The sequence below is a fragment of the Paenibacillus durus genome (assembly GCF_000756615.1).
Lineage (GTDB): Bacteria > Bacillota > Bacilli > Paenibacillales > Paenibacillaceae > Paenibacillus_AQ > Paenibacillus_AQ durus.
Window position 1 is genome coordinate 1,896,748 of sequence record NZ_CP009288.1, and the last position, 24,956, is coordinate 1,921,703.

At 49.2% G+C, this 24,956-nt stretch carries 12 protein-coding genes; 9 read left to right on the forward strand and 3 right to left on the reverse strand.

Going from position 1 to position 24,956, the window contains the following annotated elements; translation table 11 throughout:
* The first annotated feature begins 9 nt into the window (after positions 1 to 9).
* The 4 genes from PDUR_RS08595 to PDUR_RS08610 are packed head-to-tail and all read left to right on the forward strand — an operon-like array spanning position 10 to position 17,659.
* Positions 10 to 6,075 carry a non-ribosomal peptide synthetase gene (locus PDUR_RS08595; protein ID WP_233277508.1) on the forward strand — a complete coding sequence of 2,022 codons (6,066 nt, stop codon included), beginning with the start codon at positions 10 to 12 and terminating at the stop codon, positions 6,073 to 6,075.
* A gap of 51 nt (positions 6,076 to 6,126) precedes the next feature.
* Complete coding sequence (locus tag PDUR_RS08600; protein WP_042205914.1) at positions 6,127 to 7,305, forward strand: MFS transporter; 1,179 nt, start codon at positions 6,127 to 6,129, stop codon at positions 7,303 to 7,305.
* A complete protein-coding gene (locus tag PDUR_RS08605; protein WP_042205915.1) occupies positions 7,302 to 16,457 on the forward strand; it encodes a type I polyketide synthase in 9,156 nt (3,051 codons plus the stop codon). The genes PDUR_RS08600 and PDUR_RS08605 overlap by 4 nt, the downstream gene beginning before the upstream one ends.
* Before the next feature lie 11 nt (positions 16,458 to 16,468).
* Positions 16,469 to 17,659, forward strand: a complete 1,191-nt coding sequence (locus PDUR_RS08610) for an Acg family FMN-binding oxidoreductase (RefSeq protein WP_042205916.1) — start codon at positions 16,469 to 16,471, stop codon at positions 17,657 to 17,659.
* Between the two features lie 81 nt (positions 17,660 to 17,740).
* Here PDUR_RS08610 and PDUR_RS08615 read toward each other — a convergent pair whose 3' ends face one another.
* The 3 genes from PDUR_RS08615 to PDUR_RS29745 all read right to left on the reverse strand — a co-directional run bounded on the left by PDUR_RS08615 (position 17,741) and on the right by PDUR_RS29745 (position 19,723).
* Positions 17,741 to 18,613 carry a caspase family protein gene (locus tag PDUR_RS08615; RefSeq protein ID WP_042205917.1) on the reverse strand — a complete coding sequence of 291 codons (873 nt, stop codon included), beginning with the start codon at positions 18,611 to 18,613 and terminating at the stop codon, positions 17,741 to 17,743.
* A 433-nt stretch (positions 18,614 to 19,046) separates the two neighbouring features.
* The gene (locus tag PDUR_RS30315; RefSeq protein ID WP_269079205.1) at positions 19,047 to 19,199 is read right to left on the reverse strand and encodes a transposase; all 153 of its coding nucleotides are present in this window, start codon (positions 19,197 to 19,199) and stop codon (positions 19,047 to 19,049) included.
* Complete coding sequence (locus PDUR_RS29745) at positions 19,142 to 19,723, reverse strand: transposase (RefSeq protein ID WP_081949442.1); 582 nt, start codon at positions 19,721 to 19,723, stop codon at positions 19,142 to 19,144. Before PDUR_RS29745 ends, PDUR_RS30315 begins: the two co-directional genes overlap by 58 nt.
* Before the next feature lie 612 nt (positions 19,724 to 20,335).
* On the opposite strand from PDUR_RS29745, the gene PDUR_RS28685 reads away from it, so the two are divergent.
* The 5 genes from PDUR_RS28685 (at position 20,336) to PDUR_RS28700 (ending at position 24,948) form a co-directional block, all read left to right on the forward strand.
* A complete protein-coding gene (locus tag PDUR_RS28685) occupies positions 20,336 to 20,509 on the forward strand; it encodes an ATP-binding protein (RefSeq protein WP_156130377.1) in 174 nt (57 codons plus the stop codon).
* Positions 20,510 to 20,644: 135 nt separating this feature from the next.
* On the forward strand, positions 20,645 to 20,785 hold the full coding sequence (locus tag PDUR_RS28690) for a hypothetical protein (protein ID WP_156130379.1): 141 nt from the start codon (positions 20,645 to 20,647) through the stop codon (positions 20,783 to 20,785).
* Between the two features lie 24 nt (positions 20,786 to 20,809).
* Entirely contained in the window at positions 20,810 to 23,851 is a 3,042-nt protein-coding gene (locus tag PDUR_RS28695) for a deaminase domain-containing protein (RefSeq protein WP_156130381.1), read from the forward strand.
* A 23-nt stretch (positions 23,852 to 23,874) separates the two neighbouring features.
* The gene (locus PDUR_RS08630; protein ID WP_042205919.1) at positions 23,875 to 24,579 is read left to right on the forward strand and encodes an Imm3 family immunity protein; all 705 of its coding nucleotides are present in this window, start codon (positions 23,875 to 23,877) and stop codon (positions 24,577 to 24,579) included.
* A gap of 231 nt (positions 24,580 to 24,810) precedes the next feature.
* The gene (locus PDUR_RS28700; RefSeq protein WP_156130383.1) at positions 24,811 to 24,948 is read left to right on the forward strand and encodes a hypothetical protein; all 138 of its coding nucleotides are present in this window, start codon (positions 24,811 to 24,813) and stop codon (positions 24,946 to 24,948) included.
* The last annotated feature ends 8 nt before the right edge of the window (positions 24,949 to 24,956 follow it).

Consider the following 24,956-nt stretch of genomic DNA (forward strand, 5'->3'; position numbering starts at 1 on the left):
GATAGCTTAATGAGCAAAATGTACGTTGATCCAGCAAAAGAAAGCGGCAGTACAAAACAAAGGATTTTTCAGATAGTTTCCAGTGTAACGGGTCATAGGATTGAAGATATTGATCTTGAAATGTATTTGGAAGAGGATCTGGGTCTGGATTCCATTAAGATGATTACGCTTATGAATGAAATGATTACACTTATCCCGGAGGAACAACTGGATGATTTTAATGCTGCCCATCCGGTGGGGTCATTACTGATTATACAAACTGTCCGCCAATTGGTGAAGGTTTTTGAGGAGTGGGAAGCCTCCCGAAGAAATATTATGGAGTATCCGGAAATCGCAGTTACTTCCAATGCATTATCCATACCCCTTGAAATGCGCGAACAATTGAAAGTGGAGGTCTGCGGACTGATCTCCGAAATCGCCGGCCACAACATAGAGGATCTGCATGTGGATATGGATCTGGAAAGTGATTTAGGTCTGGATTCCATCAAAATGATTTCGCTCATGAACGGTATGCTCAGACTCATTCCTGCAGATCAGGTAGATGATTTTACCTGCAGATATTCTTTTGCTGCACTGCTCACCCTGCAGACAATAGGGGATATTGTGGAGTTGTTTGTCGATTGGCGGAAGAATAATAGCATTGGCCCCAAACCGGTTATAAACACTGACGTTCCTGTTTTGACAGAAATTTCTGAAAATGATCCTGAATATCTTGAAATGATACATAGCCAGTATTTATTCTTGGTTACCTATTTATCTGTAGCCAATCTCTCCATCAGCTCGGGAGTGAAGGTTAGGGGTGAGCTGAATGCCGGAAGTCTGCGGGAGTCCTGGAGAGAACTTGTGTACCGCCATCCCATACTGCGCAGCGTGTTTACACTTGATCAGGGGACTAGCAGTCTGAAAGGCTACCGCCTGAAGCTGCTCACGGATGTTGCCCTTCCGGAAATTTCTGTAGAGGATATCCGGCATCTGGACGAAAAGAATCAGCAGCAAGTGATCTCCCGGAAATTTGAAGACTCGCTCAATCATAAATTTGATATTACACAGTGGCCGCTGCACACTATCTCCGTAATACGTACCGCCGATGATGAATATGAGCTCATATTGGACATCAACCATCTCATCTCGGACGGTCTGGGCAACCAGCAGATATTGAAGGAATTGCTGGAGATTTATGGCGCGAGGTCACAAAAAAGAATGGCGGAATTAGGGCCTGCCCTGCGTGCCAATGAATATAACCATATCGTTATGAAAATGAATGCGTGGAATGCGCCGGAGGAAATTCAAGCTCTGGATGATTACGTACAGCAGCAGGGCAGGGGAACCTATTTCTTTAACCCTTATAAATCCTTCAGAACGTTTTCCGCTGAACACTCAACCGGGCCTGTGATTCATACCCGGAAATATTGGATCGATGAGCAAACAACGGCTCTCCTTATTCAGCGTACGAAAGCATGGCGCACCTCACTGTTTGTTCTTCTGGTCAGCGCGTATCTAAAGACGATAAAACAGCAGGGGGAGGAGCAAAGCCGAATTATTCTCAATCTGCCGACAAGCGGAAGGCTCTACCCCAATATGGATGCAACGGACGTACTCAGCGCGTTTGCGCAGAATCTTGCCCTCACCTTTTCTTGTGAGGATGCCGGCGAAGGTTGGGAATCGCTGATTGGCAGAACCAAAGAAGTAATTAACAGCAAGTTATCCTCAGGAATGGACAGGGCGCAGACCTGCAGAGCTGCACACTATGCCAAAGACTCGATCCGTCTGCAGAATGGCAGCATGCCGGATGCGGTAGCTTCCATGATCCGTTCGACTCTAAAATCAAATCTTTACCTCTCCTTCGTAGGGAACACATCCATTGATAAGAAATATGGAAATTATGAAATCCATGATTATGAAGCTTACACAGGCACCAATCCCGGGACGATAGACAACCTGGTTGAAATCTTTCAAGGAAGACTTATGATCACATCGAATTATGACAGCTCCTTTTTTGACGACGGGTACATGGAAGAGCATATGGGTAGATTCATCGAAAATATTAACAGGCTCGCCGCTGTTGAAGTGAAGACGGCTGAACCTCTCGCTGGTATGCCGGGAACGCAAGTTGTTGAAGTGGCTAGAGAAATGGAAGAAAAATTACGGAGAATCGTTGAAGAAATCTGCACTAGGAAACTTGAGGCCGATGATATGTCCAGGGATTTGGAAGCTGAACTGGGCCTGGATTCCTTACAGCGTATCCGGCTCATCGCGCGGCTTGGCAACGTATTCGAGAATATCGATAAGGCGTCTTTGTTCGGGTGCCGGACAATCAATGAAATGATTTCCACTATGGCAGACAGGAACATTCGGCCGTCTGTGAACGACAAAGTGGCGGGAACGGACATTCCTTATTTGAAAATCTCCGAACAATGCAAGGTCACACCGGATGCGATCGCTGTCCTGGACGGAGAACGAAGCGTCACTTACCGTGAGCTGGATGAATTATCTAACCGATTGGCACATTATCTTCGCTCACAGGGAGTGAAGTCGCAAAGTCTGGTCGGGATTATGACGCTCCCCGGTCATCGAATGCTGATTGGAATTTTAGGAATTCTGAAGGCCGGGGCCGCTTATGTTCCTCTTGATCCAGTGTATCCGCCTGAACGGATTAAGTATATTACCCGGCACGCTCAGCTTCATTTCCTGTTGACGGAACAGCTGCTGAAAGAGCAGGCGGACTTCATCGTTTCGGAGAGTCCGTCTATCAAGACATTAACTATTCTGGATGAAGATGCTGATTCGGCGCAATGGAGGAATTGCTCCGATCGAGATCCTGACGTCGATAGTTCGCCCCATGATGTAATGGTGGTTCTGTATACGTCAGGATCAACCGGAAATCCCAAAGGAGTCATTCTCAATCACCGGGGCTATATGAACCGGCTGGAATGGCATCAAGAGACCTTCCGGTTACAACCCGGTGAACGGGTAGCGCAAAAGACTTCCTGCTGCTTCGATATCTCGGTTTGGGAGCTATTATGGCCGCTAATGTATGGCGGGACCGTATGTCCTGCACAGAAGGAGGTCGTCAAGAATCCATGGAGTTTAGCCCAGTGGATGGCCGATACCCGCATCAATGTCATGCACTTTGTGCCTTCATTGTTTGGTGAATTTGTAAATTCACTGGAGGACGAGGGATATACGTTTCCCGCGCTGCGCTGGTTGATTTTTAGCGGAGAAGGACTGCCTCTCTCGCCGGTTCAGAAGTGGATGGACCGGTATGGCAAATCCACCGGACTTGCTAATCTCTATGGTCCTACAGAAGCTTCTATAGATGTGACTTATCACATTATTTCCGAAAGACCGGGTTCGGCTGGTGAGATGAGTATTCCCATCGGAAAGCCCATTCCTGGAGTGTTTATCAAGAATCTGGATGAGCATATGCGGGAACTGCCCGAGGGCGAGATCGGCGAATTGTGGATTGGCGGCATTCAGCTTGCCAAAGGGTATTTGCACAATCCGGAGAAGACCCGTGAAGCTTTTCATCCCAATCCATTCGCGGAAATTCCCGGAGAATTCATCTACCGAACGGGTGATTTAACGGCGAAAAGGGCGGACGGCAGCTACGAATATCATGGCCGCATCGATAATCAGGTGAAGCTTCGCGGCTTCAGGGTGGAATTGGGTGAAGTTGAGGCTGTGCTTGGCGCTCATGCCAAGATTGATGAGGCAGCCGTCATTGTCATCGAGCCCTCTCCCGGACAACAAATACTGCTCGCCTGCCTGTCAGGAAAGCAGACTGAAGACAAAGAAATCAAAGATTTCATTGGCCGGAAGCTTCCATACTACATGGTTCCGCATCGGCTGGAATGGCTGCCGCGGCTGCCCAAGAATCCGAACGGCAAGCTGGACCGCAAAGCGCTGCGCGTTATGTTCAGCGGATCAGGTTCAGCGAAAGAACAGCCACGAGCGGAAGAGCCTTCAGTGAAACGCCCTTTGACCGGGGAGAACACACTTCCGCTTGCGCCGGCTCAAAGCTGGCTGATGAATTATTTTGACTATCCGTACTGCTGGGCGGGCTATACCCGGTTTGTATACAAGCAGAAGCTCAATTTACAGCAATTTAAGAAAGCCGCCGCTCTGCTGAACCAGCGTCATGACGCGCTGAGAAGCGTTCTGGTGCAACAAGACTCTGGATGGGAACAGCGTTTCCTGGAAGGGGATATGGCCAGCAATGTGGACTTCTACGATGGCAGCCACATGGAGGAAGCCCACAGAAATGAAGAGATCCAAACAATCCTGACCGAAGCGATACAGGGCTTCAAGGTCGATCAATGGCCTTTATGGAGAATTATCGTGGTTCAAGTATCGGAGTCGGTGTACGATATCGCGGCGGTTGGCCATCACCTGATTTCGGATGTCATTACGAATCAGCTGTTATTGCAGGAGATTTGGCAAATTTACGCCGGACTCGGATCAGGGTCGGAGCAAGTGCGGCTTCCGAAGGCTAAGCCGTTTGCCGATTTTGTACGGGCGGCGCAGGAAGAGAAAAGAATCCATGCCAAAAACTATGTGGATTATTGGTCTTCACAGTTTCCGCCGGAGTCCGTATGCAAGCTCCCCGCCGATTTTTTCAAGGGGCCAAATGATGAGCAGTCCGCAAGGATTATGCGTTTTGAATTTGACAAAGAAAATACATCGTCGATTTTAGGTAAGGCCAAAAAGCACTTTGGCAGCAACGTCTACCCGATTTTGCTGGCTCCTCTATACCGGATGCTGGGCGATCTCTTCCAGCAATCAAAGGTTATCGTCAGCCACCGGGTACACGGAAGAGAGCTGGGCGGCAAGAGCTTCATGCAGACACCGGGCAACTTTGCCGTCAATTTCCCGATGGGTATAAGGGTAGGGGAGAATAGCGGCTGGCAGGAGCTCATCCGCAGCATTCGCCAGGGTTTAGAGGAAGTTCCGCTTGGCGGAGCGAGCTATGATCTGGTTTCTGAGAATTTGCCGCTCTATATGTACCCGGACGTCAAACTGACTCCGATCAGGGCCAATTATCTCGGAAACCGGGATATGCCGAAGCTGCCGGACTTTGAGTTCTCCAAGCAAGGGATGGACCGCAGATTCTCGCTGCCGCAGCAAAAAAGAATATCGGTGATTGAATTCTTTTTCTCCATTGAGGAGGGCAGGCTGGTGGTCGAAATCGAGTACTCAGCGAATCTTCATGCTGCCGCCACAATCAATCGCCTGGCTGAACATTACACGGAAAATATGCTTAAGCTTATTTCGTCCATTCAGGAAATACCGGCCCAGCCTTTTAGTGTAAGAGAAGGACAGCTATCCAAAAAGGTGGCAATTGTTACTGGCGGCAGTAGAGGCATCGGCAGGAGCATCGCGCTGTCCATGGCCCGGGAAGGGGCTGACATTGTCCTGGTATCCAGATCCGTGAAGCAGCTTCAGGAGACGGCCGATGAAATCCGCAGGCTCGGCGCTGATGTTCTGGCGATATCGATGGATGTCAGTGACGGACCTGGGGTTCAGAAGGCAGTTGACCAGGTGATGGAGCGTTTCGGACATATTGATATTCTCGTCAACAGTGCCGGAATTACCGGGATGGCCGCGATGACGGACATGAATCCCGGAGCGTGGGAGTCGATCATTCAGGTGAATCTGATGGGAACGTATCACTTCTGCTATGCGGTCATACCGCATCTGATTAAACAGAAGCGGGGCAAAATCATCAACATTGGATCAGATTCCTCGTTTATCGGTTATCCGATGATGAGCGCCTATGCGGCATCGAAGCATGGGGTTCTCGGGCTGACCCGGGCGCTGTCGGAAGAGCTGAAAAACAGCAATATTCAGGTGAACGCGCTATGTCCGGCACTCGTGGACACCGATATGGCGCCGGCGGCGTTCAAGGGACGGGCAATCCCTCCATCAGGGGTTGCGGACTCGGCGGTGTTCCTGGCTTCTTCCCGTTCGGATTATATTACCGGCGAGGCTGTACAAATTTACGGCAGACAAGATATGCACTGGTTCGGGGCACAGCAGATGCAGATGCTGCAGGCCGTCATGCGCAAGCAATCATAACGCCCCCATTGAAAGGGACCGGACTATTCTTAATTAAGGGGCACTGCGGACATGGATCAAAAGACAGGCAAATTTCATGACCTGTTTGGCAACGGGAGAGCCATTATTTACGGCATTGCACTCTTGGTGGGTACTTCCATGGGCGTTATTAACCCGCTCTCTACCACGCACATGACCACGAACCATGGGGGGGGAATATGGATTGGAGTTATTTCCTCCTCTTATTTTTTCTTTATGGCTCTGGGCTCCGTATTTGTGGACAGAACGATGAGAGGAAGCAGTGTGAAGACGGTCATTACGGCCGGTCTGCTGCTGACTGCGGTATGCTCAGCCCTTTTTCCCCTATTTACAGCGAATGCGGTCTGGCTGCTTCTCATGTCATTAATGGGGATCGGCATCAGCTGTAATATGGTGGGTCTTCAGACGGCGCTTCATAATCTCTCCAATGAGAAAAGCCTGGGGATGGTCAGCGGAATTTACAGCTTATGTTATGCCCTCGGACTAATTGCCAGTGCGGCGGTGGCCCCGCAGGTGTATGGTTATGTGACATGGCTGCCGTTTGCATTCAGCAGTCTATGCCTGGTTCTTGCCTCGGGAATTATTCATTTCAAACTGGCCGATGTATTGGTCATTCCCGAACGCGCCAGGGAAAAGGTTCTATCCAAAATTACACTGCCTCTGTTCGGCGCTTTCGTGTACGGGTTCAGTGAAACGATAGTAGTTTCCTTGTATCCTCTCTACCTGATCAGGGAGCATGTCGCCGTGTCCCAGACGGGCTATGGATTAAGCATCTTTGCAGTCGGCAGCATCATCGGCCTTCTTCCTCTAACCTATCTGGCCGACCGGATCGGACGGAAGAGATGTCTGGCCTTATGTGTGTTTATCTCTATATTTGCTGTTTTGGGAATAGTGACTGCTGCCAGCATGTCTCTTAAATTGCTGCTCTCCTTTGCCGCAGGGTTCATGATCGGCCCCTTGTATCCTCTCTCGATGGCGTTTGCGGTTCAGGATTTATCGGCAGGCGAAAGGTCTTCGGGAAATGCCTTATTCACTACCTTCTACGGCTTCGGTTCAGCGGCGGGTCCGTTCTTCTCCTCCGTAGCCATGAATATATGGGGCAATGGGCATATATTCACTGCAAGTCTGCTGCTGTTCTGCTTGTTCCTTACCTATATGGCAATGACAAGAAAAGATTCCAAAGTACGGATAACTAAGGAGGAAATATTGTGAGCAGCTCTAAAAGGAAGAAGCAAGAAATCAACCTCTCTATCATTAAAGGAAAGCCCATAACCGGTAAATATGCCGAACTCGGCAATCTGGCCAATGCGCTGGCTCAAGTGACAGGCAACCCGGACAGAGGGATTACATTTGTGCAAAATGATAATTCGGAAGTCTTTCTTTCCTATTTGGAGCTTCTTGAAGGGGCTACCCGCCGTCTGGGCGGCTTGCAGGAAGAAGGCTTTAAGCCGGGTCAGTTTGCGCTGATTTTGCTTGAGAACAGCAGGGAGTTCATTCTTACCTTCTGGGCATGTATCCTGGGCGGGATCATTCCTGTTCCGGCTTCCTATCCGGCCTCTTCCAAAGTGATCAATACCTCGCTTAGCAAGCTGCAGGCGGTTTGGGAGGTGCTGGAGCGTCCGCGGATCATCTCGGATCACAGTTTGGTAGAGGTGCGTGAAGAAATGGAAACCACGCTCGGCATCAGCGGCATGCAGATTCTCGAGGCCTCCAGTCTGGATTTGGTTCAACAAGCAGGGAACATTATGTTGGCCGATGCCCATACCCCCGCATTTATCCAATTCAGCTCCGGAAGTACCAATATACCGAAGGGAACCATTTTGACCCATGATAACCTGCTAACAAATTTGGAAGCCATTATATCCAGCATGGGAATGTCGGATGAAGACCGTTCCCTCGGCTGGATGCCGTACCACCACGATATGGGACTGATCGGCTTCCACCTCTCCACCTTGGTCTGCGGAATTAACCAGTTCAATATGACGCCCATGAAATTCGTGAAAAGGCCAACCATGTGGCTCGATATGATCGACAAGCACCGGATTACCTTCACCGGATGCCCCAATTTCGGACTTAGGCTGGTTCATGGCAGAGTGAAGGAGGAGCAGCTAAAGTCTTGGGACTTAAGCTCTCTACGCCTGCTCTATAATGGCGCCGAGCCCATATCGGTCAAGACGATGCGGGAATTCATGGATAAATTCGCACAAAGCGGGCTGAGAAAAAATGCGATGTATCCGGTATACGGAATGGCGGAAGCCTGCCTGGCGGTAAGTTTCCCCATAGTCGGCGAAGAGCCGCTAGTCCATTCCGTCAACCGTGAGAAGCTGGTAAGTGAATCGCTGATTGAAGCAATCCCCGAAACCGAAAAGCGGGCCTCTTTAATGGCCGATGAAGGTTACCCTGTAAATGGCATGGAAATCAGGATTGTGGAGGAAGAATCCGGCGCTGTCGTTCCCGAAGGGACAGTGGGCGAAATTCAGATTTGCGGCCGAAATGTCACTTCCGGATATATCAACAACCCGGAGGCCACGGCCAAGTCATTTCAAGACGGTTGGCTCAAGACCGGAGATACCGGCTTTATTTTGAACGGACGTTTAACGGTCAGCGGAAGAATCAAGGACATCATCTTCGTCAATGGCCAGAACTTTTTCGCCCATGATATTGAAGCGGTAATCGAAGAGCTGGACGAGATCGAACCTGGAAAAATCGCCGTCTGCGGCTGGCATGATGAACAAGAGGGAAAAGAAAAGGTCGGTTTGTTCTCGACGCTTCGCCTGAAGGAGAAGGACGCGAAGCTGCTCTATTCCAGAATCCTGCGCCATATCAACGAGGTTATTGGCATTCCTGTCGATTATGTCTCGTCCATACGTTCCATACCCAAGACTACAAGCGGCAAAGTGCAGCGGTTCATGCTTGTGGAATCCTTCAAAAAGGGTGAATTTAAGGACAAAACTTATCCTGCCGCTTATTTCTCGGCTGAAGGTAAAACTGTAGAGCCCCTGCGAAAGCCGGCCCTCGCAGCCGCTTCCGGGGCATATCTGGAGAAGATTAGAGAGATATGGGCTGCCGTTCTGGAAAGACCCGCTGAAACTATACCTTACGACCAATCCTTCTTGTCTTTAGGCGGTACCTCTCTTAAGGCGATGCAAATTTTGGGCGCCCTTGAGGATGAGCTGAAGATTGAGCTGACCCACGATCTGCTGATCAAGTGCCGCACCGTGCTTGAGATGGATGAGTACCTTGTAAACTGGGTTAACACAAATGGCAGCCCATCCCAAGCACAGAAGGCACAGCCTGCTTCAGGACAGGGGAAGGCGGGTGATGGGGATATTGCCGTGATTGCCATGGCCTGCCGGTTCCCGGGGGCTTCAAGTCCGGAAGAATTCTGGAATAACCTGGTGCAAGGAGAGAGTTCCATCGGCGAAGTGCCGAGGGACCACTGGAACATTGATGATTATTACAGTCCTGCCCCTGAATTCGGCAAGACCTATTGCCGTACCGGCGGTTTTCTTGACAATCCCTATGGCTTCGACGCCAGCCTGTTTGGCATCTCTGAGGACGAAGCGGCAGTGATGGACCCGCAGCAGCGAATGGTGATGGAGCTTGTATATGAGCTGATTGAACGGGCCGGGTATTCCCGGCAGCAGATGAGCGGGAAGAACGTCGGGCTATTCGTCGGCGCGGGAGGAAATTCTTACTTCGAATACCATCTGAATACCTTGAACCGGATGAATCTGCAAAGGTTTGACAGCTTTTCCATGCTCAGTACCGAGCAGCAGGAGCAAATCATGGAAGAATGGAAGCGGAAGCTGGGATTCACAGAAGCCCATCCCAACATTCTCGTTGATAATATCATCAACATGATTCCGGCCCGGACCTCCCAGGAATTCAACTTCAAGGGTCCGAGCATGGCTGTGGATACCGCTTGCTCCTCGTCGCTGGTAACGCTGCATCTGGCCGCCGATTCCATCCGCAGAGGGGAATGTGAATCCGCTATTGCCGGGGGCATCAGTCTCTTGCTGACGCCAACTTCTTATCAATACTTCAGCAGCGCGGGCGCTTTATCCTCCAGCGGGCGCATCAGTGTCTTTGATGCCGAAGCGGACGGGTTCGTGCCGGGTGAAGGGGGCGGACTGGTGATGCTTAAGCCCCTTGAACAAGCGCTCAGGGACGGCGATCCGGTGCTGGCGGTGCTGAGGGCCAGCGGAATCAATAATGACGGGCACTCGATCGGCGTGATGGCTCCCAACCCTGATGGGCAAAGAGAATTAATCGAAGCCCTCTACGTCCGGCATGAGCTGAGTCCCGGGGATATTCAGTATGTGGAAGCTCACGGAACGGGCACGAAAATCGGTGATCCCAGTGAAGTTAGAGCGCTCGACAATGCCTTCAAGCGCTGGGGGCTGCCGAAGCAATCGATTGCCATTGGCTCGGTAAAGTCCAATATCGGTCATCTTCTGGGCGCAGCCGGAATCGCCAGCTTTATTAAAATCGTCATGGCATTACGCAACAAGACCATGCCTCCGCAGGTGAATGTATCCACTCCGAATCCGATGCTTAGATTCGAGAAGACACCGTTCTATCTGCTCTCTGAAGCCAAAGAATGGCAGGTAAGCGAAGGCGCAGCCAGACGGGCGGCGATCAATTCGTTCGGATTTGGCGGAACCAACAGTCATATGGTTGTCGAAGAAGCGCCGCAGAGCGGTCCGTCAAGCAGCGAGGCCCATCCGGAACGGCCGAAGCATGTCATTGGGCTATCCGCTCATACCCATGCGGCGCTGGAGCATAAAATGGCTGATCTAGCAGCATTCCTTGAACAGCAAGGGGAGTACTCGCTCGGGGACATTTGCTATACGGAAAATGTTACGCGTACCGCGCTGCAGCACCGTTTCTATGCCGTAACGGACTCCGCCCAGGATCTTACCAAGAAACTGAGAACCAGTCCGCCGGCAGCGGCACCCGCCTTAATCTCGCCTAAAATTACGCTGATGTTTACCGGACAAGGGTCGCAGTATGCGGGCATGGGCAGAGCCTTGTACGATCAGTTCCCCGCCTTCCGGAAACAAGTGGATGAATGCTCCGACGCGTTTTATCCGCATCTGGGCTTGAAGCTGACAGACCTGATTTATGGCGAGGATGCCGATGGCAACTCTCTTGCCCAGACCAACATCACTCAACCGGCCGTCTTTACGATGGACTATGCATTTGGCAGGCTGCTGCTGGATTTGGGCATACGGCCCGCTTACCTGCTCGGACATAGTATCGGGGAATGGGCCGCCGCCTGTCTCGCGGGCGTCGTTAACCTTACGGATGCGGCAAGATTGGTAGCCGCAAGAGGCAGATTAATGAGTGAGCTGCCGGCAGCGGGAGCGATGGCCGCCGTATTTACTTCAGCCAGCAAGCTTGATGCCTTGCTGCAACCATTCGCAGAGTCCTTGTGGATTGCCGGATACAATGTCACACATCAAGTTGTATCGGGAACCTCGGAGGCGCTTGAAGAATTTTTATCCGTGCTGCAGCAACACGGAATCGGGACGAAAAAGCTGAACGTTTCCCAGGCCTTCCACACTCCGCTGATGAAGCCTATGCTGGAGGCGTTCAAGAAGGAACTGGAGATAACGGAATTCCACGCTCCGCTGATTCCGGTCATTTCCAATGTGACCGCCGAAGTGATCGAAGGGCCGATTACTGCGGAGTATTGGATGCAGCATATTCTGGATGCTGTAAAGTTTGAGCAAAGCATCACCTATGCTCTAAATCAGGATGTCTCGATTCTGGTCGAATGCGGACCGAATTCTATCCTTGCGGGGATGGCAGGGGGATTGCGGCACCCTGGCAAACCGCAGGTGCTCCATACACTTAGCCGCAAGAAAGATAACTGGGACACTTGGCTTGGCCTGCTCGGTCAATTGTATTCCCTTGGAGCCAAGATCAACTGGACGGCTATGGAGCAAGGCAATCCCTACCATAAAGTGGCGCTGCCGGTCTATCCTTTTGAGCGTAAAACGTTCAAGCCTGATTTTGGAGAATCGTCTGGAGGCTCGCATGATGCATACGGCCGGAGTTTGTTCCATGAATGGGTGTGGAAGTCTGAACCCTTCGCTGATGACTACCGTCTGCCTGAAGGGGCAGTGCTGGTATGGAATGTTAGCCCGGACATCGGCAGGGAACTGGAGAGCTTGCTGGACCCTGAACGAAACCCTGTCTACTATTTGAGCTTTGGTGATAAGCTGCAATACGATGGAGAGCGCAGCTTTACAGTCCGGGTGGACCAGGCAGAGGATTATAGCGCTTTGCTGCAGCAGGTGCCGGGAAATTTAGCGGCTGTTATTCATTTATCGAACTATTCACAGGATAAGCTTCCGGCCAGCGCGCTTTTAAATGACAGCAGCGTCTTGAACGAAAGTTTCTATAGCCTGTTTCACTTGAGCCAAGCGATTGTCCGCCATGAACTGAGCAATGTCCAGCTTGTGATCGTAACCAACAAAGCTTTTATGCTGGAAGGAGATCAGGGAGCGGGCAATCCAGTGCAAGCGGCTGCCGTAACGCTGGGCCAGGTGATTGATCTTGAGAATGAAGGAATCCGCGTCTCGGCGATTGATATGGACCGGGATGAATATCCGTCAGACCGGGATTTTGCCGCAGCCTTGTCAAATGCGATGAAGCAGCAGACGGATACGGAGTCAATCGCTGCTATCCGCAGTGGAGCACGCTATGTGCGCGCCTTGGAGAAAATGTCCGTACAAGCGGACAGAGAAAGCATTGAACTGCATGATGGCGAAACCTATCTGATTACCGGAGGCACTGGACTGGTCGGCGGCCGGATTGCCGCAGCGCTTGCCCGGCAGGCGCGGATTAATGTGGTGCTTACCGGCAGAAGAAAGCTTCCGCCGGACAACGGGCTCATTCCGGAGCTGGAAGAGCTGGGCGCACAAGTGATATATGCGGCCGTGGATGTTACCGATCAGGCGCAAATGGAGGATCTGCTGCGCAAGATCCATGACGCCTATGGTCCCCTGCACGGCGTTATCCATGCTGCCGGTCAGCTGGAATACGCTCCGCATAAGCTTTTGACCCGAAGCCTTGGCGATATTGACAACATGTTGGCTCCAAAATTGAACGGTACGGTCATTACCGATCTGGTGACCCGGCAGGAGCCGCTGCGCTTCTTCGTAACCTTGTCTTCCGTTTCGGCCTCCCGCAAAGCATGGGCCTCTGGACTTGGAGATTATGCTGCGGCCAACGCATTCTTGAACGGTTATAGCTGCTATCGGGCGAATGACAATGCTCCGGGGCGTTCCTTGTCGATCAACTACTCCCTCTGGAAAGATACGGGAGCGGGAACGGAGTTTGGAGATCTCCTTCAGCTTACGCTCAAGGCACAGGGACTAAAGCCGCTTGCCCATGAGGAAGCCGCCGCCGCATTCCTGAGAGCCCTGGCTTCTACCGGACCTGATATCATTCATATCCTGGATCTGCTGAAGGCCGAAGAGAAGAAGGAGTCTTTCACTGCGCCGAGAACGGAACGGACTACCGTAGCGGTTGGTCCTCGCCGCCAGGCTTCCGTCTACCGTTCAGCGAGAGAAATCAGAGAGATCGTGTACCAAGCCATTGCCGAGCAGTTGCAGATTTCGGTCCGCAGCTTGGAGGTAGGCATGAATTTCATGGAGCTTGGACTTGATTCTGTAGGAGCGACCAAGGTTATTGCCGAGCTTGGCAGCAGATTGAACACGGAGCTGTATCCGACGCTTATTTTTGAATATCAGACGCCGGAAGCCCTATCTGCGCACATTGAAGAGATACTGACGATGGACCCTGCGGAAGTGACTGTTCAGGAAGGGGCCAGCGAAGCTAAGGAAAGCTGGAAGGAAGAAGAGCTGCAAGATATCGCTATCATCGGAATGGGCCTGCGCATACCGGGAGCGAATAACCAGGAGGAATATTGGGAGCTGCTGAGTAACGGCAGAAGTGCTATTCGCGAGGTCGCTGCCGGAAGATGGTCCAAGGATGGGCATGTGAATGCGGATGGAAATATGCTTCACACTACTTACTCCAGCCGGGGAGGCTTTATTGATGCTCCTTATGACTTTGATCCGTTGTTTTTTGGAATGTCGCCAAAGGAAGCGGAAGCTGCCGATCCCCAGCAAAGAATCTTCCTGCAGATTGCCTGGGAAGCCTTGCAGCAGGCGGGGTATGGCGGAAAATACCGCACCCGCAAAATAGGGGTATTTGTAGGCTGCGAGCAGAACACCTACATGGAGCACTTTGCCAATTACCGCTCCTACATGCTGATCAAAAACCGCTTGGCGGGCAGCCCGGCCTTCAGCCGGATGCATCCCGATGACCGCCGGGAGATTCTCGCCGGAATATCCGGTGTGCTGGAGCCGGCCCGTCTGGTTCCCGATGCCGTTGCCGGCAATGGTCTTAATGAGGTTGCGGCACGGGTAAGCCACTGCTTGAATCTTACAGGCCCCAGCCTGATTGTAAATTCCGCCTGCTCCTCGTCTCTGGTGGCGATCCACATGGCCTGCGAGAGCCTGCGGACCGGCCAATCGGAAATGGCGATTGCCGGCGGCGTGAATCTGAACTTAAGCCCGACCCCGTTCGTTTCCCTAAGCCGGGTAACCGCGCTGTCGCCGACCGGAGTCTGCTATCCGTTCGACAAGAGAGCAAACGGGATGGTACTGGGTGAAGGGGCGGGCGCTGTGCTGCTGAAGCCGCTTAAAGCAGCGCTAAGGGATGGCGATCACATCCATGCGGTGATTAAAGGCTCGGCCATTAACAATGACGGCCGCTCCCAGGGAATTACGGCGCCAAGGCCGCAAGGCCAGGCCGAAGTAATCCGGGAAGCTTTTCTCCGTACGGGAATTCATCCTGAAACGATTTCCTATATTGAGACGCACGGCACAGCCACTCCGCTGGGTGATCCCATTGAAATTGAGGGAATGACCCAAGCGTTCAATACCTTTACGTCCAAAAAGCAATTCTGCGGAATCGGCTCGGTCAAATCCTCCGTCGGGCATATGCTCTCCGCTGCGGGTGTGACGAGTTTGATCAAGGTAGTTCTTGCTTTGAAGAATGAGACTCAGCCGCATACGGTGAATTATGAGCAGCCGAATTCGAATATTGATTTTGAGCATTCGCCGTTCTATGTTGTCGATAAGCACCCAAGACCGTGGAAGGCGGAAGGAACCGCTCCGCTCCGGGCAAGTGTGAATGCCTTCGGATTTGGAGGAACCAATGCCCATGTCATTCTGGAGCAGGCGCCGCCGGTTCCGGTATCTGTCCAGGCCTCGGCGGACAACGGGCCGCACCTGCTGCTGCTTACAGGCAGAAATGAACAGGGCATCAGACAAGTTGCGGGAGAGCTCAGAGCGCATCTTGCGGAGCAGACTGATATTAGCGCAGCTTCTGTCTGCTATACTATGAATCTCTCACAGAAGGAGCTGTCAGTGAAAGCGGCGGCCGTCATTAAATCCAAGGAGCATCTGGCCAGCATTCTCTCTGCGGTGGAGAACGGCGAGACCTTCACGGAGATTAGCAGAGGACGCTCCAACCCGAACAGGTCTACCCCGGTCCATCTCATGCTGGACGGCAAGATGACAGTGAGCGGCAATGAGCTGGAAGCGTTCAGTGCACGTTTCCCAGGCTTTGAATCTGCCTACCGGAAGGCGAAGCAAGAACCGGGTGATGGAGGCGAGGGGATTGAACGCTTTGCCGTGCAATATGCGGCCTGCCGCCTGCTGATAGATTTAGGTATTCGTCCTGCGGGTATCTTGGCTGAAGGTACCGGCATCCTCGCAGCACTAGTCCTAACGGGTCAACTTTCACTGCGGCAGGCCGCATTATTCATACGGGATGGAAAAGAGCAGCCAAGCGAGACTCCAACCGGTGGTGAAGAGCTTGTGAAGTGTCCTGTTATCACCGCTTCAGGAGCAATTAACCGGCATCTCACGGGCGGTCTGTGGCCGCTTGTTACGAAAGCTTTTGGTCATACATTGGAGGAAAAAGACTATAAGGAAGCTTTGAGCACGGGAGATGTGCTGCTCTACGCAGGAAGTCATCTTCGTTTCATTAACCTGCCTATAAGCAGCAATGAATTTCAAGCCGTTGACCTCTCTATGGATTTAGATGCTGTGGAGAACATGCTGCGGGGGATGGCCAAGCTGTATGTCCTAGGAGTTCCGTTTGACCCGGCCGAACTGTCTAATTCCCATGAGAGCAAGGTTCTCTTGCCGACCTATCCATTCGCTAATGAAACCTATAAGGCGTCATTTGAGGATGAAGAGGGGGAGATTAGAACGGTTATCGCTCCGCATAAGGAACCGGTAGTTAAAACGGGACTCAAAAAAATAGAGGTATAAGGGAGAGAAACATGAGCAAGGGCTGCAAAATAACGAAAATCGTTATCCTATCTGTAGTTGTTCTGCTCGCCGTGCTGGCCTTGACCTTATTCACAGCCAGCGGCGCGCTGAAGAAGGCCAAGTATCTCGATCCCTGGAAACCGGATTATGCCAAGCAGTTTGAGGATCCGCGAGTGCAGCTTATGGCTCATGGATTATTGGCCGCGAACAGCCACAATTTGCAGCCATGGAAGATCCGCTTGGATAAACAAAACCCGCTGCTGCTGTACCTTTACACCGATAACGAACGGCTCGCGCTGGAATCAGACCCCTTAACCAGGCAAACGCTGGTTTCACAAGGTACCTTTTTGGAATATATGCGAGTAACCGGTGAGCAGCTGGGATATTTCGCCGACATCAAGCTTTTTCCGGATGGGGAGTATGATGAACAGAATTTAAAAGAGAGCATGGAGCGAAAGCCGGTGGCGAAGATTACGTTATCCAAGGCGAAACCGCAAGATAATCCGCTGTACGAGTTCATGTTCTTGCCGGATACGAACAGAATGGCCTATCAGCCGGATGAAATAACACCAGCCCAAATTCAGAAGCTGAAACAAACCAACACGGACGAAGACTTGGTCCTATCCATTCTGAACGATAAAGCGGATATCGAAAAGTTTGGAGCCTTCGGTGTGGAAGGCACGGACATTGAAACCGGTCTGAAGCGCATGAATGACGAGTCGGCCGGCATCTTCCGTACCAATGAATATCAGAAGAATAAATATCGCTATGGATTTTCTTTTGAAGGACAAGGAATCATGGGATTAAAAAAGCATCTGCTGCAAGGAATGATCACGATTATTCCATCTTTTAATAATGAGGAGGCAGCGACCAAGCTGGCTGTCCAAGCAACCCAGACTGCGGTCGACCATACACCGGCGTATGCCTTGATCCTTAGCAAGGATAACAGCCGGACCAGCCAGGTTAAGGCGGGAATGCTGTACAGCAGGCTCATACTTACCGCGCATGAGGAAGGACTCGTGATGCAGCCGCTGAGCCAAGTGTTGGAGGAATATCCTGAAATGTGGAAGGCTTATAGCGAAATTCATAGGGAATACGCTCCGGCGGGTGAAACGATCCAGTTCCTGATCCGCTTGGGCAGACCGACACAAGATACTCCGCTCAGCATGAGGCAGGAGGTTACGGACTTGATTGCGGAGTGAGAAGGGGATAGAAGAGCTGGTTAGCTAAAAAATATTAAGTTGGAACAGGGAGACGGATAGCTCGTCTCCCTGTATTTATTGTTAAACAGTGAAACTTACTTCCTTTTTAAGTTCTTCGTTTGCACGCATATTATTGATGGAAAATGGAGACTGATTGTTGAATACGTCATTTATCACACCAATGTTATAATAATTAGGCGTTTGGTCAGGCGGCATTTGTATAGTGATTGACTTATAGAAGTCTAAGTATTTACCACTAAATTGACCATTATTCCATACCTTTAACAATTTTTCTGTAAACAATCCATTAACTTCACCGTCTTGTGAATACTGATTATCCTGACATCCTGAAATTAATTTTATTGAGCTTTTTAAGCCTGATAAATCACGTTCATTATTTTTACGCTTTTTATTCATATAAAATTCTCGATTTTGTTCAAACACTTTATCAACAATTTCGAGCGGCATAAATCTGTAGGTTTTGTTGTTTTGATTGGATGTCGTACTAAGTCCGTAATAACGAGCTCTTAAAATTGTTCCACTATGACAAGAATCCGATAAAACAATTATTCTGACATTTTCCTTGAACTGAAACCACAAATCGTAAAGTTCATCGTCCAGGAATTGTCCATCATATAGGCACCATGTTTCATCTTTATGATCTAATTCATCATTATTTGTGTCTGCCACGCTTCCCCCATGTCCGGAGTAAGACAGGAAAAAGATATCACCGCTCTTTAATTTTTCTGCTGCCTTTTTAATTTCATTTGTTACATTGCGTATGGTTGCATCTTTGGTTAATAGCAAAGTCGAGTTGTTGTAATTTCTATATTGAGCAATCGCCAACATGTCTTTTGCATCATTTTCGCAGCCCTTTAATTTACCATCCCATCCTGCATAGTGTGCGGGATCTACTGCATTTAAACCGATGTGTAATGAATATCCATTTGACATATTCTAGCCTCCTGATCACGATTTAAAATCGAAATTAATTTGTCCTGGTTTTAAAATTTATATAAATTCCATTTAAAGGCACGAAATTAGATGTTCATCGAATCAGCGAAGCCTCAAAAATTCCCAAACAAAAAAACTCTTGTATATCAAGGGTTCTGTCATTTAAGTATGGTCGAGACGACAGGATTTGAACCTGCGACTTCTGCTCCCAAAGTAGGCGTAGTAAATATTACTAGGCATTGCACTGTTTGAAAAAGCCTTATCTGGCGCGGAATTTTGGAATTAGAGAGTTAAAAATTTATTTAGATTATATAAACGAACATATTGCTGAATCCTTATCGTCCATTCAACTGGTAGCTTGTTCAAAGTGAATAAGCGTGAAAAACGGACAAAAGAAAGGCACACCATCCGGGGCACCCTTGCATGTGTGGCGTCAAACAGCCATTTGAGCAAAACATAGACGATCAAAGCCGAAAAGAGTTTGGCCATACACGGCATTTTGGGTGGTATCAAACAAGGTAGGGATGTTCAAATGTTGCTTAATCCAGCGAAAGAAGACCTCGATTTGCCAACGAACCTTGTACATCTCGAAGATTCAGGCTCTTTTTGATGACGTAACGCACGCGGCTTTTCAAGATGGACATTGTCTCGGAGTCGAATCACAAATGACTGTCCCTCTTCTTTGTAGCGATCAAGACGTTCGAGCTTTCCATACGCCCAGTCCATTACCATAATGTAGTCTATATGGGCCAGATCCTCGCTGATCGGTCCGTCATGCCTAGAGCCTACCGTTTCAATGACCTTCAGGGGTTGTAAGTTTTTCAGCCTGCAAGGCAATATGCAGTTTAATTCCCGCTCGTTCACCGTGATACGGTGCCCAAGGCAAACGGTTTTACCGACGGTCATCGTTGTGGAATCAATGAGAAGCAGCTCTTTCGGAAACGCCAGTTTACGACGGGCTATTCTACTACATTTACGAACAAGCAGATGAAATAACGCCTTGAATACAGGAAAAGGCACGGCTGTAGCTTTACCCGAAAAACTCGAATAATGAACCTGTAGCAACCCGATAGAAGCGGCATGATCGGCTCCAGACCGATAGCTATCCATTGCTCAAAAGTAGCCATACACCAATAGTGTAATAGATGATACACGGTAAACTTACAAGCATTGTCTTCGTACTTGGCAAGCCTAATTACAGATTGAACTTCTTCTGAAGTCAGCATGGATTGAAGGATGGACAGGATCGGGGTAGACTTTTTCATGGAGTCGCCACCTTTCGGTTGTTTGTAGGGGTACAAACATTTTACCGAGTTGGCGACTCTTTTTCTACCATTTAGTGGTTAATCAACAGACGTGTTATCTCACTAAAGTTTAATTAGGAATAATTCGGGCAGTACTCGTAAATTTCTGTAGTTAATCCAATATAAATGGATAATGATAGGCCCTTAGGAGCATAGGAAGGTTTTTACTTATACCAAATCTATCCATACTATCGGTAACGGGTTATCTCTTTTACACATTGGATCATATGCATAAATATCGCTTGTGAGCAGATGAAAAGCGTGTGAAAAAATGCATTTATTTCAAATGATTAATAGAGAATTTCAAATGGGTTTTATAATGATGCCAAGAACCGAGACAGAATAAGGTGGATAATATAGGTAAAGTCAGTAGGATACTTAATCATTATTGCAGCAATGAAGGAGATCTTTTGTTCTGATGAACAGGGAAGAGGATACACATCAAAAAAAATTGGTTGACAATGTGCTGGACATAACCGGAGATTGCGATTTAACCAAGTGTGAGGATAATGGCTTCATCGTCAGTGATAAAGGAGAGGGTATTAATCCAGACCTGATTGAAAAAGTACTTTTCCATCAACCGACCTATTAAGTTAACATACTTTATTTTGAAATTAAGGTGTTATATTAAAAAACTATCGAAAAAAGTCGATATATAGTAAATTAATGGATTTAAATAAGTTGAACATTCTGCTTGAAGAAGAGATTGAATGAAGGAGATGACTGAATGACAATATCTACGGTTGACTATGAACAATTGAAAATACTTCCCTTTGAAATCAGGTTGCATTTTGCCAGTATGGGGGGAAAGATCCGGTTGCTCACGAATGGAATGGACCCGGCGCCTCCCGAGTTTTCCGAGAGATAAAGAAGGGAGGTCAAGGGTGAAGGCATGGGAGCAGGGTATCAAGGGGATGGCTATGAGCTGCAGTGGCCGTATGGGCTGAAAGCCATTCGCAGTTTTCGGATTGAACGGAAATTTAATACACATGCGCGGTGTACCTTTACGGCGGTCATGACGGAAGAGGAAGCGGAACTCTGCATCCAACGAAGCAGCTTTGAGGACAGTGTGGTCCTCTGGAGGCCTGCCGAGCCGAAAGCGGAGAGGTGGTTCGCCGGGGGCATTACGGGTATCGATATTCATATGGAAGACGGAATTCCGCATGTGCAAGTCGAGGCGATCTCGCGCACGTATGCGATGGATATGGAGCCGAAAAGCCGGTCGTATCAGAACAAGCATTTGACCTATTCGGACGCCATAGAGCAGCTCGTCGCTGATTACCCCGGAGGGGCTGCGCAAAATATGGCGACAAGCGAGGAGGCGGCGATCGGCGCGTTAATGGTCCAATTTGGAGAGACCGACTGGCAGTTTATGAAGCGGCTGGCCTCCCGGGTCGGGACCGTTATTTTGCCGGATGTGGCGCTGGATGCGCCTCGCGTCTATTTCGGCGTGCCGGATTTGTCATGGGGCGAGGAGCTGAAGTCCAAGCGTTACACGGCCGTAAAGGACCGGGCCGCCTATGAAGAGCTGAAGGCGCATGCGGAAGGAAACGAAGGGGATTCGCTTCACGAGGCGGATTTTGTCCATTACCGGGTCATCAGCGAGCAATATTGCGAGGTCGGAGATGATGTTCTTTTTAAAAATCAGATGTGGGTCGTATCCGAATCGGTGATCAGCTATGCATCGGGGCTGCTGCAATATGAATATGTACTGGTGAAACGGCAGACGCTGAGAATGAAGCTGCGGCGGAATGAGGGAATTCAAGGCGTCTCCCTCGAAGGCCGGGTCGTAAAACGGGCGAACAATATGGTGAAGGTTCATCTGGACATCGATGCGGAGCATGACGCGCAAGGGAACTGGTGGTTCCCCTATTCGGGGGAAGGGAACAATATCTTTCACTGTCTGCCGGAGGAAGGCGCGCGGATTAAGGTGTATTTTCCAAGTGGTACCGAGAAGCAGGCGATGGCGATCAACTCGGTTCGCGGCGGAAGCGAGGAGATGAAGAGCCGGACGGTGTTCCAGAAGCCCACGACGAAAGTGTTCGAGATGCCGGGAGCGGCTAAAATGCAGCTGGGAGACGACGGCGTCCTGTTCGAGAAAGGGACGGTCAGCCTGCATCTGGATGGCGGGAACATTACGGTTAATGCAAGCGAGGATCTGCTGCTGGTCGCAGGCAACCGGATGGAGCTGGGAAGCGGGAGCGAGAAGGGAGTGCTCGAGTCCATCCGCATGCGCGCTGCGCAGCAGATTGCGCTGCAAACGAACGCTGCCCATTATATGGTCATCCAAGACAACCGGGTGGGCATCAAGAGCAGCAAGCTGGATTTCCAGAAAGTCGAAGCGGATTTCATGGAGCTGCTGACGGATGAAGAACTCAAGCAGATGTATATCGATGAACAGGCCGAAGCGAAAATTTGGCAAGAAGAACTGGATTTCAACAAGAATGTCCCCGTTCCGATGTCCGGAATGCCTGTGACCGTACCCTTGCCGGAAGGCAATAAGGCGGACATTCGTGCGAAAGTGGCAGCCGAAGTGAACAGCAATCCGAATGGAATCGCTGCGGCGCGAAGCTGGATGAGCGGGAAATCGGCGGAAGAGCAGCAGAGCACCTACCAGAAGAGCTACGCCCAGCCGGCAAGCGAACCGAAGAAGAAGAGTAAGAAAGAGAAACAAGCCGAGCTAGCAGAGAGTCAGAAGGAATATGAGCAGGAAGACCGGGACCGGACTGCGGTATATGAGTGGAATCAAAGCGCGAAGAAGATCATGGAGCAAGGAGCACGGGAAGGCAAGTCGCCAGCGGAGATCCGGGCGATGCTTCCCCCACAGCCTGTACCTACGCGAAGGGCGCCGCAGGAAAGCCATGAGCCGGGTATAATCGAGCAGATGCTGGATTTTACGGGGATCGGGAAACTGTTAGAAAAGATGGGTCCTGCTCTAGACGCGTGGCAGCTGGAGCATGTCATCCCGCAGAAGCCGGACTATCTCAGCAAGCATACAGAAAAAAAGGTATACTTATCCCGTTATACGTTCCAAGTATTAGTCATCGATCCTCAAGTTCTGATCGCGGAGATCAATCTCTTATTTGGAGCGGTGGCGATCATCGGGGCGTTTGCGACAGGAGGGGGATCGCTATATCTCCTGGCGCTCGCAGATGGGGTTATAGGCGCAGGCATGGTTGCCGTCAACATTGAGAAGCTAATCGATCTCAAGAACGGAAATGGAAATACGAATCCGAACCTCCTCGGTATAGACCAGGCGATGCTGGATAAAATGGGGCTCGCTATCGCGTTTGTGAATCTGGCGTTTTTGATGAAGCACGGCTTGTACAAGGCGGCGGATAAACTAGCGAATGGCAGGAATATTGCGGCGCTGGATGATTTTTGGAAGGCATGGAAGAGTAAGTGGGGGATTGGACAAGCTGCTCAGAGACAAACAGAGGGATTTCCTACTAAATTAATTGATCCAATAGCGGATAAACATATTATAGATAAAGTAGCCGAAGCAAGGGGAGGATTATCTAATAGATATAAAGAAGATGGTAATTTTGCTTACGCTGAAGTAAATGTTACAGGTGTCGATAAGACAGACTTCTATGCGCATAGCGGAATTCATGACGCAAGCAAAAAAATTCCTGGAACTGGGGAGTTTTCATTCAAACCTGAAGAGCCAATATTTAAGGCAACTGAAGCTCCTGATAAAGCAGGAAATATTTACTTGAGGGACGGAGATACAGAGTATAAAATTTTAAATGATCTAGCAAAGAGAATAGGCGATAATCCAAATGCAACAGGAAAAATCAAATTGTTTACTGAAAAGGACACGTGTGCTAGCTGCAATAAAATTATTCAACAATTTAATGAAAAGTATCCTAATATTACAATTGAAGTAGTTCATAATGGCGATGTTCCTATTCCACCTAAGACTTCAAAATAATAATTTTCGGAGGTTTCTATAAAATGGCCCATAGTTATGAAGAGTACTCAGAATATATAAATGAGACGTATAATGAATTTAAAGAAGACGAAAAAATGAGTAATAAGGAGGCGATTGCAAGGACATTTAATGAATATGATATGTCAATGAAAAAAAGTGAGACAGATAAAGCAGTTATTGGTGTAACAATTGCAGAAATTTTAGTTTCTCATTTGAGGATTCTGAACACTTTCAAGGATTACATGATAGAAACGATATCCGAACTAAATTTTAAATTAATTGAACAAGAGAATAAATTAACACGTGAACAATACATTGATTTACTTTCACGTAAGGAGCAAGTGCTTAAACAATTAGAAAATAAACCTTTGGATTATTATCCGAGGGTATGTTGGTACTATGAAGAATTGACAGATGAAGTTAATAAATTCTTTGATCAAATCAACACAGGCAACATAAATAAGGATGAAATAGTTACTAGCGTATTTCAACGTTTTGAACGAGATTGTAAGAATACACTAAGTGAAAAAATAATCGTGTATACAACGCTAGCTGAAAATCTGTTGAAACTTGGTTACACAAAAATAGAAGGGTTACAGAGGATTAAAGAGGAGTTGCAACTATTCAATGTGGAAGATGTTCGTGAGGAGCAACTAATAGAAGAGGAACGAAAGAAGCTAGTAGTTAGAATTGATAACACATTAGAGCAATTAAACAATATAGGTTAGTAGCTGTAAAACTTGTGATTATTATAACCACTCTAACGACAAGAACATAGAATACGATCAACGGGTCTGTGGGTCTGTCAAGATTTCTGTGTAAACTCACTTTACAACCCGAACAACAAGATCGTACAAAACAACCAACAAACCAAACACTAAACAACTTAAACAAACACTTGATAACCTTTCAAAAGCTTATTCCAACTTGAACTATGAGTTAGGAATGAGCTTTTTTTCATGCCCAAAACTCAGAAGAAAGTCAAGAAAAACAATGGCAAAACAGGCACAAGCAGCGGAAAAGTGAGCGTCAAACCCAGCCCACCTATTCACAAGCTCAAGACCATGCGAAAGGTCGAAGTGCTGATGAATCAATAAATCACACC